Annotated in this window: 8 protein-coding genes and 1 pseudogene; 5 read left to right on the top strand and 4 right to left on the bottom strand. The window is 71.8% G+C overall.

Going from position 1 to position 11828, the window contains the following annotated elements; genetic code table 11:
* Nucleotides 1-352 precede the first annotated feature (352 nt).
* From IG98_RS0108455 to IG98_RS0108440, 4 genes are all read right to left on the bottom strand, one after another.
* Nucleotides 353-1741, bottom strand: coding sequence for a HAMP domain-containing sensor histidine kinase (locus tag IG98_RS0108455; RefSeq protein WP_030908069.1), 1389 nt, complete (start codon nucleotides 1739-1741; stop codon nucleotides 353-355).
* A complete protein-coding gene (locus IG98_RS0108450; RefSeq protein ID WP_030908067.1) occupies nucleotides 1738-2445 on the bottom strand; it encodes a response regulator transcription factor in 708 nt (235 codons plus the stop codon). Before IG98_RS0108450 ends, IG98_RS0108455 begins: the two co-directional genes overlap by 4 nt.
* 73 nt (nucleotides 2446-2518) lie before the next feature.
* Nucleotides 2519-4033 (bottom strand): phytoene desaturase family protein, encoded by a 1515-nt coding sequence (locus IG98_RS0108445; RefSeq protein ID WP_030908065.1) that lies wholly within the window; start codon nucleotides 4031-4033, stop codon nucleotides 2519-2521.
* A 248-nt stretch (nucleotides 4034-4281) separates the two neighbouring features.
* Entirely contained in the window at nucleotides 4282-5208 is a 927-nt protein-coding gene (locus IG98_RS0108440) for a LysR family transcriptional regulator (RefSeq protein ID WP_051751851.1), read from the bottom strand.
* 70 nt (nucleotides 5209-5278) lie between these two features.
* Between IG98_RS0108440 and IG98_RS0108435 the strand changes: the two genes are divergently transcribed.
* The 5 genes and pseudogenes from IG98_RS0108435 to IG98_RS53205 all read left to right on the top strand — a co-directional run.
* On the top strand, nucleotides 5279-6367 hold the full coding sequence (locus IG98_RS0108435) for a YeiH family protein (RefSeq protein ID WP_084195215.1): 1089 nt from the start codon (nucleotides 5279-5281) through the stop codon (nucleotides 6365-6367).
* Between the two features lie 123 nt (nucleotides 6368-6490).
* Nucleotides 6491-7432 (top strand): pseudouridine-5'-phosphate glycosidase, encoded by a 942-nt coding sequence (locus tag IG98_RS0108430; RefSeq protein WP_051751849.1) that lies wholly within the window; start codon nucleotides 6491-6493, stop codon nucleotides 7430-7432.
* Nucleotides 7433-7439: 7 nt separating this feature from the next.
* Nucleotides 7440-8390: a carbohydrate kinase family protein gene (locus IG98_RS0108425; RefSeq protein ID WP_030908057.1), complete on the top strand. Its 951-nt coding sequence runs from the start codon at nucleotides 7440-7442 to the stop codon at nucleotides 8388-8390.
* A 64-nt stretch (nucleotides 8391-8454) separates the two neighbouring features.
* The gene (locus IG98_RS46695) at nucleotides 8455-10125 is read left to right on the top strand and encodes a hypothetical protein (RefSeq protein ID WP_051751846.1); all 1671 of its coding nucleotides are present in this window, start codon (nucleotides 8455-8457) and stop codon (nucleotides 10123-10125) included.
* A 451-nt stretch (nucleotides 10126-10576) separates the two neighbouring features.
* Nucleotides 10577-11779 (top strand): annotated as a pseudogene (locus IG98_RS53205) (MFS transporter); the annotation flags it as partial.
* Nucleotides 11780-11828: the final 49 nt, after the last annotated feature.

Raw genomic sequence — 11828 nt, 5'->3', positions numbered from 1 at the left:
CACGCGTCGAGCACGCTTCCCGGGGTGGTCGCAGAGCTTGAGGACCCCGTTCCGCGCGGTCGGCTCGGCCTCAGGGGGCGTACCGCCTGCTGAGGATCCGCCCGTACAGGTAGCCATCCGTAGGTATGTGTACATTCCTCCGGTTGATCTGCCACCATGATGGAGATCCGATCATCCAATGACAAGAGATTGCACACAATTGGTGAAATCGACGTCGCGGAACAACGCGGCGATCGGGCCCACGGCCCCTGGGAGTCGCCCACGTCGAAGCACCGGCGGCGGCCGTGCCGTACCGCGTCGAGCCGCCCCGGAGCATCGGGGCGGGTCCTGTCCGCTACGGACGAGCCGTGGCTCACGCCCCGGCGGGCCGGGTGAGGGAGCCGGGCAGGCGGACGCACGCGAGGGTTCCGCCCCCCTCGGCGTTCTCCAGTTCCACCTCCCCCCCGGCGTCGCGCACCGCCTTGGCCACGATGGCCAGCCCCAGCCCCGACCCGGGCATGCTGCGGGCCGAGGACGACCGCCAGAACCTGTCGAACACGTACGGCAGTTCCCCCCGGGGAATGCCGGGGCCGTGGTCCCTGACCGTCAGCTCGCCGCCCCGGAGCCTCACCCGCACCGGGCCCTGTCGTCCCTGCGAGAACTTCACCGCGTTGTCCAGCAGGTTCACCACGGCCCGCTCCAGGGCGGCCTGATCACCTCGCAGGTACCAGGGGTGCAGCTCCACCTCGATCGGGGTGTCGGGGGCGCGCAGCCGCGCCCGGCGCACGGCCTCCTCGACGACCTCGTGGAAGGCGACCTCGACGTACGGCTCGTGCTCGTCCTCGGCGCGCGAGAGCTGGAGCAGGTCCCCGACGAGCGTGGACATCTCCTCGAACTGGGCCTTGAGGTTGATCAGCAACCTGTGCTTGGGAGCGGGGTCGAGCGGACGCCCGGTGTTCTCACTGCGCAGCAGCAGGTCGATGTTGGCGCGCACGCTGGTGAGCGGGGTGCGCAGCTCGTGCCCCGCGTCGGCGATCAGCCGCCGCTGGCGCTCGCGGGATCCGGCCAGCGCGGCGGTCATCGCGTTGAAGGAGACGCCGAGCCTGGCGATCTCGTCGGTGCCCTCGACCGGGATCCTGGTGTCGAGGTCCTCGGTCCTGGCGACGTACTCGACGGCCTCGGTCAGCCGGCCGACCGGGCGCAGCGCGGTGCGGGAGACCAGCAGCCCCGCCGAGGCCGCGCAGAACACGCCGAGCGCGGTGACCCCGATGAGGATCCAGGCCAGGGCCGCGAGAGTGGCCTGGACCTCCTCCAGCGACCGGGACTCCATGACCGCGATACCGGGCCCGACATTCCTCGTCATCACCCGGACCTCCTCGCCGCCGTCGGTCACCCCGTCCCTGATCCTCCTCGTACCGGGCGGGGCCAGGGTCAGGGCCAGGTCGGCGGGGGTGACCTTGACGGGCGTGGTGCCTACGACACACCTGCCGCCACCGGTGTAGATCAACTGAACCGACGGGACGCGGAACGGCGTCCTGTGCTCGCCGCCCTCCCTCGGTCCCGCCGGGCCTCCCGCGCAGTACGACTCGATCCACTCGATGCCCTGCAGCCCCTTCGGCACCTCCAGGGAACGCTCCACCTGCCGCAGCAGCTCGGCCCTGACCACGAACCAGCACAGCACCGCGCAGACCGCGATCGCCAGCGCCACGGCCGCCGCCACCAGCAGGGTCAGCCGTGAGCGCAGCGAGCGGCGACCGTTCACGCCGAGTTCCGCAGCACGTAGCCGACCCCCCGGACCGTGTGGATCAGCCGGGGACGCCCACCGGTCTCGGTCTTGCGGCGCAGGTACATGACATAGACATCGAGGGAGTTGGAGGAGGGCTCGAAGTCGAAACCCCACACCTCGCTGAGGATCTGCTCGCGGGTGAGCACCTGGCGGGGATGGATCATGAGCAGCTCCAGCAGCAGGTACTCGGTACGGGTCAGCTCCAGCCGCTCGCCCGCCCGGGTGACCTCGCGGCTGGCGGTGTCCATCCGCAGGTCGCCGAAGACCAGGCTCGCGTCGTCCTCGGCCGCGGGCGCGCTCAGTGCGCCGCGCCGCAGCAGCGCCCTGACCCGGGCCAGCAGCTCGTCCAGCTCGAACGGCTTGACCAGGTAGTCGTCGGCCCCCGCGTCCAGGCCGGAGACCCGGTCGCCCACGGCGTCGCGGGCGGTGAGCATGAGCACCGGCAGGTGGTTGCCCACCGCTCTGAGTCTGCGGCAGGCGGTCAGCCCGTCCAGCCGGGGCATCATCACATCCAGCAGGACCAGCTCGTACGGCTCCCGCTCCAGCGTCTCCAGTGCCTCCTGGCCGTCCGAGGCCACACCGACCCGGTAGCCCTCGAACTCCAGACTGCTCTGCAGCGCCTCCCTGAGCGCGGGCTCGTCGTCCACGACCAGCACCCGCGCGGCCTCACCGTCACCCATGCCCCTCACGTTAGACGCTCAACATGAGAACCCGATGAGCACCTCCGGCCGTCTTCGCCCAGGCCGGAGGTGCTCAGCCGAGCAGCGCCATGGCGGCGTTGTGGCCGGGGATGCCGCTGACGCCACCGCCGCGCCGGGCACCCGCGCCGCAGAGCAGGACGCGCTCAAGGTCGGTCTCCACGCCCCAGCGCCCCGGCTCCCCGTACGGCCAGGACAGGTCGCGGTGGAAGATGTGCCCGCCCGGCAGTCCCGCCTCGGTCTCCAGGTCGACCGGAGTCTTGGCCTCCAGGCAGAGGCCGCCGTCCGGGGTGCGCAGCAGACAGTCCTCAAGGGGCTCCGCGAGCACCCGGTTCATCGAGGCGAGCGTGGCGCGCAGCGCGGCCTCGCGCGCCCCGGACGGGTCGTCGCGGAACAGCCTGGCCGGCATGTGCAGGCCGAACAGCGTCATCGTGTGGGCTCCGGCCCCCCGCAACCCCTGGCCGAGGATGGAGGGGTCGGTCAGCGAGTGACAGTAGACCTCGGCCGGGGGCAGCGTGGGGACACGCCCGGCCGACGCCTCCGCGAACGCGCGGGCGAGCTGGTCGCGGCCTTCGTTGATGTGAAACGTGCCGCTGAACGCGGCCTCGGGGTCCACAGCGGGGTCCTTCAGCCGCGGCAGCCGGGACAACACCATGTTGACCTTGAGCTGGGCACCCTCGGGGGCGGGCTCGGCGCCGCCGAGGAGCCGGGCGAGCACGGCGGGCGGCACGTTGGCCAGCACCCGCTCGCCCACCACCGTGTGTTCCCCGCCCGCGTCGCGGAAGACGACCTCGCCCGAGGCGTCGACCGCGAGCACCTCGGCACCGGTCAGGATCTCCGCCCCCGCGGCGCGAGCGGCGTCGGCGAGTGCGCCGGAGACCGCGCCCATGCCGCCGACGGGGACGTTCCAGTCGCCGGTCCCGTCGCCGATCACGTGGTAGAGCAGGCACCGGTTGGCCTGCAGGCCCGGATCCGAGGGGTCGGCGAAGGTGCCGATGAGGGCGTCGGTGAGGACCACCCCGCGTACGGTGTCGTCGGCGAACCGCTCGTCCACCACCTCACCGATCGGCCGCTCGAACAGGTCGCGCCACGCCTCGTCGCCGACGAGGCGCCGCATCGCCGCACGGTCGACGAGAGGCTCCAGCAGTGTCGGCGCGACCCTGCCGGCCACCTCGGCGGTCATCCCGTAGAAGCGCCGCCAGGCCTCCAGCTCGTCGGTGCCCCCGGTGATCCGGGCGAAGGAGGCGGCGGTCCGCGCGGCGTCGCCGTTGTCGACCAGCAGCCCGCTCTCCCCCACCGGCGTGTACGAGGCGTAACGGCGCCGGCGCAGCGTGACCTTGAGCCCCAGGTCGGCCACGACCTTGGCGGGCAGCAGACTGACCAGGTACGAGTAGCGCGAGAGCCGCGCGTCGACCCCGGGGAACGCCCGCGCCGACACGGCGAGACCGCCGACGTGGCCGAGGCGCTCCAGGACGAGGACGCGCCGGCCCGCGCGGGCGAGGTAGGCGGCGGCGACCAGGCCGTTGTGGCCGCCTCCGACGATCACTGCTTCATAGCGAGAGCGGAGCACGAGACTTCCCCTTGACGTCCTCCCGCGGCTTGAGAGCCGGGGATTCCAGCACCCGACCTGCCGACCGGATCTGCCGGTTCGCGGTTCACCGGCCCGGACATCCCCGAAGCCTCCCCGCGCGGACACGGCACGCCCTGCGGCGTTCGGAGAAACATGCCCCACGTGGTCATCGCGGAACACCCCGACCCTACCGAGCCGCACCCGCACCCGCACAACGAGCCGAAGCAGGAAGGGGCTTCCCCCAGACGTCAGTGAGCGGACGGCGGGGCCGGGGGCTCCTGCCGCCCGGCGGCGGAGAGGGTGATTCTCAGCAGGGTGGCGGCGGGGCCGCTGGGGGTACGACCGCGGCGCCAGACCGCCCGCAGGCGGCGCGCGAGGTCGATGTCCCTGGTGGGCACCTCGATCAGGCGGCCGGTGGCCAACTCGGCCTCCACGGCGTAGCCACTGAGCACGGCGGGGGCCGCACCCTCACGGGCGGCCCCCTTGACCGCCGCGTTGGAGCCGAGCTCCAGCTTCGGGGAGGCGACGGCGTAGCCGGTCAGCGCGACGTCCAGCGTCTCGCGAGTGCCCGACCCTCGCTCCCGCACGACCAGCGGGGTGGCGGCCAGCTCGGCGGCGCGTAGCGGGGTACGGCGGCGCGCCCACGGATGACCCGGCGCGACCACCACCACGAGCCGGTCCGTGGCCACCACCCGCGACGCCAGTCCCGACGGCACCGAGGGCCCCTCCACGAAGCCGAGCTCGATCTCACCGCCGATCAGCTTCGCCACCTCCGCCGAGTTCTGTACGTCCAGGCCGACCTGCACCTGGGGCTCACGGTTCTGGAGCTCTCCCAGCCAGCGCGGCAGCAGATACTCGGCCACGGTCATGCTGGCGGCGATGTGCAGGTGGGCGGCCCGGCCGTGCCGGACCGCCTCCACTCCCCTCATGAGCTCCTCGGCCGCCGCCAGCACCTGCGCGGCCCAGGCGGAGACCATCGCGCCCTGCGGGGTGAGGACGGAGCCGCGCGGGGTGCGTTCCAGCAGTTCCAGCCCGAGACGTCGCTCCAGCAGCGAGATGCGCTTGCTCACCGACGGCTGCGCGACGCCGGCCGCCCTGGCTGCCTGGCCGAGGCTGCCCAGGCGCTCCACATCGACGAGCAGGCGCAGGGATTCGATGTCGGGCAGCTCACTCATAGCCCCAGGCTATGACCTACCAGCAAGACGGCGGGTACCGGCCCCGCTGGGCCGCGCCGACACTCGGACAATGCCCTCCTCCCCACCCGCCAGTTCACCGGGACCCGCCCGGCACTCCCCCCCGGGGCCCGCTGAGACAGGGCGGGCACCGGCGACGACATCAGGGCTCGGGACGCTCTGGACGCTCGCGCCGGGGCTCGGGGCGGTGGCCGTCGCGGTGGTGCTGGCCACGGCCACCACCCGGATCGTTCCCGAGGTGAGCGCCGCCGTGATCGCGGTGGCGCTCGGGGTCGCGCTCACCAACCTCGGCGGTCTGCACCGTTCGCTGGCTCCCGGGCTGAGGTTCGTCTCCCGCCGGGTGCTCCGCCTGGCGATCGTGCTGCTCGGGTTGCAGATCGCACTGCCGGAGCTGCTGGCGCTCGGCTGGCCGGTGCTGGCGGTGGTCGCGGCGGGGACCGGTGTCACGTTCGTGGCGACGCGGTGGATCGGAGGCCGGGTCGGGGTGAGCCCGCGCAGGTCCCTGCTGATCGCGACCGGCGTGTCCGTCTGCGGGGCGGCGGCGGTGGCCGCCATGCACGAGGTCGCCGGAAGCGATGACGACGACGTGGCGGCCGCGGTCGGCGTGGTCGTCCTGTACGGCAGCGCCTCGATCGTCGCGCTGCCGTTGCTCGCGGGATCGCTGGGCCTGACACCGCACCAGCTGGGCGTCTGGGCCGGCGCCTCGGTCCACGAGGTCGCGCAGGTCGCGGCCATCGGCGCGGCGGCCGGCGCGGGAGTCCTGGTGAGCGCGGTGGCCGTCAAGCTGGTCCGGGTCGTCCTGCTGGCCCCGATCGTCGGCCTCACCTCCGCCGTCCTGCGCTCCGCCTCGACGGAGCCTCCGGAGACCGGGTGGGCGGCAGGCCGGCCGCCGATGGTGCCGCTGTTCGTCGCCGGGTTCGTCGTGGCCGTGGCGGCGCGGAGCCTGGGCGTGGTGCCGGCCGAGGTCACACGGGCCGTCCCCACTCTGACGGCGACGCTGCTCGCGGCGGCGCTCTTCGCCCTGGGCACCGGTGTCGATCTTCGAAAGCTCGTGCGGGGCGGGCGGTCACTGCTCCTGGGCGGGATCGCCACGGCCATCATCGGCGGGATCTCACTGATCGGAGTCCTACTCATTAGCTGATCTTTAAGTGGACGTCTCCCGGCAACCGCCGTAACGTGCTCTTTTTGGGGAAGACGGTGTCGTTTACACCGTTCCAAAAGCAAGCAATGATTACGACCTCGGACAAGGAGACAGAACCAGCTCATGCGTACCACCCGACAGTCCCTCACCGGCGGCACGCTGCGCCCCTCGACCGAGGTGGCCGAGGCGCTGGAACAGGGCGCCCCGATCGTGGCCCTGGAGTCCACGATCATCTCGCACGGCCTGCCCCAGCCCCGCAACCTCCAGGTCGCGGTGGAACTCGAGCAGCTCGTCCGCGAGGCCGGGGCGGTGCCGGCGACGATCGCGGTGCTGGACGGCGTGGCGTGCATCGGTCTCGACAAGAGCCAGCTGGAGCGCATCGCCGGCGAACCCGGGCTCCGCAAGCTGGGCTTCCGCGACCTGCCCGCCGCCGCCGCGCTCGGGGCGAGCGGCGCGACCACGGTCTCCGCCACCTCGTTCCTGGCCGCCAGGGCGGGCATCCGGATCTTCGCCACCGGCGGTCTCGGGGGTGTGCACCGCGGGTGGACCGACAGTCAGGACGAGTCGGCCGACCTCGACATGCTGAGCCGGACCCGCATCACCGTGGTCTGCGCGGGCGTGAAGTCGATCCTGGACGTCGGAGCCACCCTGCAGCGGCTGGAGACCCGCGGCGTCACGATCGCGGGGTTCCGTACCGACGAGTTCCCCGGCTTCTACCTGCACACCTCGGGCGAGCCGATCGACTGGCGGATCGAGACCCCGGCCGAGGCCGCGGACATCATGCGGGCCCAGGACGCGCTGGGCGGCCCGGAGAGCGCGCTGATCGTCGCCAACCCGGTGCCGCTGTCGGAGCAGCTCGACCCCGAACTGCACGACCGGGTGCTCGCCGAGGCTCTCGCGGCGGCCGAGGAACAGAAGATCACCGGTCAGGCCATCACCCCGTTCCTCCTGGGCTACCTGGTACGCGGCACCGACGGCGCCTCGCTCGAGGCGAACCTGGCCGCGGTGCGGGGCAACGTCCGCCTCGCCGGACGGATCGCGGCCTCCTGGAGCCGGGGAAACTGAGGAAACCATGACCGGAACGGGTCTACTGGTCATCGGCGACGTGGTGACCGACGTCGTCGCGCTGCACGGCGGGCCGGCCATGAGCGGTCTGGCCGTCGGCACGGACACCGCCGCCGACATCGTGCTGCGTCCCGGCGGCTCGGGGGCCAACACGGCCTCCTGGGCCGCCCGGCTGGGCGCCGACACCCGCATCCTGACCCGGGTCGGCTTCGACACCGCCGACTGGCACGCCGCCGAACTGCGGCGCTTCGGGGTACGGCCGCACCTGCGGGTCGACCCCGACCGGCCGACGGCCGTGGTGATCGCCATGGTCGACGTGACCGGGGAGCGTTCCATGCTCACCAACCGGGGGGCGGGCGGGCACATCGGCACAGGCGACTGGGACGAGAGCCTGCTGGAGGGGGTGGGCCACCTTCACCTGTCCGGATACACGCTGTTCGCCGAGCCGGGACTCCAGCTTTCCCGGCTGGCCATGGCCGAGGCTTCCCGGCGCGGCGTCTCGATCAGCGTCGACCCCGCCTCGACCGGATTCCTGCGCTCGTTCGGCGTCGAGCGGTTCATCCAGGAGACCCTGACCGCCCAGCTGATCATCCCCAATCTGGACGAGGCGCTGCTGCTCACCCGCGAGACCTCGGCCGAGGGCGCGGCGGAGATTCTGAGCCTGCGCTACGGCGCGGCGGCGGTGAAACTCGGCTCCCGCGGCGCGCTGATGGCCAGGAACGGAAAGTTGGCCGCCCGGGTTCCCGCACTCACCACCGAGGTGATTGACTCCATCGGAGCGGGGGACGCGTTCGCCGCGGGGTTGCTTACGGCCCTGCTGAGCGGGGCCGACGACGAGGCCGCGCTGGACGCCGGACGTCGTGCCGGAGCGGAGGCCGTGACGGTACTGGGAGGCCGTCCACGTATCCTTCCGTCGGAGTTGGGTACGAACGAGCTTTACCCTCTTAACACCAATTGATAGCTTGCGGCGTAGGCTGCACCATTAGCCACACGCGTCACTTTGGGGAGGTTGCGGTCCGCCGATGGATGCCGAGTCATCGATCTGCCTGAGTGATCTGGTCCCAGCCCTGCGCTGGAGCCGTCCCCAGCAAGTCGCCGAAGCCCTGGCCGACCCCCGGCTGCCCGCCGGCTGGTGGTCCTCGGTCACCCTGCCCAAGGCCCTCGGCTCCGCCGGGCTCGACTGGGTCTGCGACAGGCTGGCCCGGCTCTCGCTGTCGCGCTGGGACCACCTTCCGCTGAGCGACGTGCTGCCCGCCCTGCACGTGCACACGGTCGACCCCACCCTGCCGGGCTGGCCGGAGCCCGCACGCCTGGCCATCACCGGGCTGGGCGGCTGGAGTCGCCTGCGCCGCCTGACCGCCGGAGACCTGAGCGGGCCCGCGATGCCCGCCTCTCCCGAGGTCCTGGTCACCGCCATGTTCCGCGAGGTGCTCAGCCGTACCCCAGGGCTCGCCGAACAGGTCGTGCCGGCCGCCCAGGCTCAGTCCCAGGCACCGGAACAGCCCCCCGCGCAGATGCCCACGCCATCGATCCCGGCCCAGCCGCCCGCGCCGCAGGAGCAGCACCGGCCGCCGGCCCCGGATCCGGTCGCCCCGGCCCCCGCCCCCGAACCCCCCGCCGCCAAACCCCCGGTACGCCTCAGCGACTATCCGCTGGTGCGCCTGGTGGACAACATGTTCCGCGACTGGAGCCCGCTGGAACGCGCGGTCGCCGTGGAACGGCTCTTCGCGGTCGACCCGATCAGCCTGCGCGCGCTCGCGCACAAACTGAACGCCGACCGCGACGCGCTCTCCGCGGCCCAGCGCACCGCCGAGGAGCGCATCCTGCTCTGGCTGCGTTCCTCGGAATCCGCGCCGCTGACCGGGCACATGTTCGGGCTGACCGAGTGGCTGGGCGCCGCCGCCACCAAGGACCAGCTCATGGGCGCGGATCCCGCGCACCCGATCGAGGTCCCCACCCTCCAGACCCCGCTCTGGCGGGTGCTGGTCACGCTCATGCCCGATCGGCGGCTCCAGGACGACTGGCTCGTCGTGGGCGATCTGGGCGGCCTGCGCGACAGGACCCGCCAGCTCCTGGCGAACAAGCCGATCGACACCGACGCGGTCGCGCTCATGGAGCACCAGCTCGGCATCCGGGCCCACTCGGCCCAGGCCTGGCTGGACGCCCTCGCCGCGAGCGGGCAGGAGACACCTGCCCAGGAGACCGCCTCCGAGGCGACCAGGCAGCTGCCCCGCCGCACTCCGGGGGCCAACGGCCACCACCACCGCGGCGGCCAGCCGATACCGCAGGTGAACACCGGCAGCATCGATCCCCGCGCCGCCCTGGCCACGCTGTCGGCCCTGTCCGGCGGTAACACCCGGCCACACCTGATCACCAGCCAGCGGGCTCCGCTCCACCCGCCCGCGAGCCCGTCGGCCGACCCGAGCCGCTGGCAGCGCATCGAGGTGACCAGCGACCACCTGCGGGGCGGTCCCGTGGCCGTGCCCGAGGGATACGCCACCCGGCTGGGCATGCGTCCCGGCACGCTGCTTTCGGTCACCGGTCCCGGTGACAACGCGGTGGTCCTGGTCTGGCGGGACCATCCTGTCTTCGACTCCCTGCAGCCCGTCCTGATGCGCCTGAACGCCCGGCCGGGTGACCAGGTCTACGTCACCGTGGACGGCTACCGCCTGGACGCCCAGCTGCCTGCCTGAATCTCCGGCCTCCTCGGGGTGATTTCCGCCCCCGAGAACCGGCCGTCCGCGGTGACCGAAACCGGCATAGGCGGCCCCATTCCCGGGGGCCGCTCACCGGTCGCGTCGATTCGGCCGCCGAGCGCCGTCGACGACCTGTAATTTCCACCAAGGATTCCGAAACGTCCCTTTTCTCGGCATGGGAATGACCAACCTTTCCCGGCTGCTCTTTTTCGACGCTATGCTTTTGGGACTCAAGTGACTTAGCGACACCGCTGGGGCCCGTTTCACCGAAACGGGCTCTCGTTGTTGTTGAATCCTGCGACCTTTCGTAAGGAAACGCCATCTGGTGGGAGTCGGGATAGCTCTATCCTCCGTCGCCTTGTGAAGTGTCCCCAGGGACGCGGACGGGGACGGCGGGCGGCTAAGTCGTGATATGGCCAGGGATTAGAGAGCGACTTAGAACTAGCCGATGAGAAAATTCGCCCGTGTCTGGCTGGGACTGACGTTCTCCACCGTGGGATCACGAGCCGTGAGCGTCGCCTATCCCCTCCTGGCACTGGCCTTGACCGGATCTCCGGTGCAGGCGGGCTGGACCAGCTTCGCCCTGACGTTTCCGGTCCTGATCTTCTACATTCCGGCGGGCGTCCTGGCCGACCGGGTGAACCCGCGCTCGCTCATGCTCCTCACCGAGACCCTGCGGGGGCTGGCCGTCTTCAGCGTGTTCCTCGCCCTCGCCCTCGACTGGCCGTCGCTCCCGCACCTGCTGGTGGCGGCCTTCCTGGAGGGCACGCTGTGGGTCGTCTACTCGCTGGCGGAGACGGCCTTGATCTCGTCCCTCGTCCCGAGGGAGCAGGTCTCCGTCGCGATGGCCAGGAGCGAGACGATCTCGCACGTCGCGGTACTGGCGGGCAGGCCACTGGGCGGGTGGCTTTTCGGGATCATGCAGGTGGCGTCCTTCGCGGTGAACTCCGCGCTGTTCTTCCTGGCGCTGCTGTCCCCTCTGAGCGTGACGGGCGGCGGGAGAGGGCGCCGGCCCCGGTCGCACGCGATCCGCGAGATCGCCGGCGGGCTCGTCGACGGGCTCGTCGACGGGCTCAGAAGCCTGGCGGGGCGGCACCTGCTGCGGGAGATCGCCGACGGCTTCAGCGAACTGGCGAGGCACCCGTTCCTGCGCAAGGCCATGGCCCTGACCATGGTCACCAATCTGATGATCAACGCGCTCATCATGATCTTCATTGCCGGGTCGGCGAACCTGCCCTCCTACGAGGTCGGCCTGGTACTGGCCGCCGGAGGGATGGGCGGGGTGGCGGGATCGAGCCTGGCTCCCTACCTCAAGCTCGAGCCGAGAAACTCCACGCTCTTCGCCCAGCTGTGGATCTGGGTGCTGGCGCTCCTCATCGCGGCGTACGGTGCCGAGCCGATCTTCTTCGGGCTCGCGATACTGCTGACCGGGTGCACCGGGGCGCTCAGCAACGTGGCCATCAGGACCTTCGAGGTCGACACCGTCGACAAGAGCAGGCTCGGGCGTGTGATGAGCGTGCACCGGCTCGTCACGTACAGCGCCGTGTGCGTCGCGGCCCCCCTCGGCGGGACCCTGGTCGCCGTGGCGGGCGTCCGGATGGCGGCCGTCATCCTGGCCGGCCTGATGTTCTGCGTCGCCCTGGTGGTGACGCTCGCGGCACTGCTGAACCTCTGTGCGCGACTCGGCATCGCCGGGACGG

The organism is Streptosporangium amethystogenes (genome assembly GCF_000721075.1).
Lineage (GTDB): Bacteria > Actinomycetota > Actinomycetes > Streptosporangiales > Streptosporangiaceae > Streptosporangium > Streptosporangium amethystogenes.
Note: the sequence above shows the minus strand (reverse complement) of the source record. Positions and strands in the feature narration are given on the sequence as shown.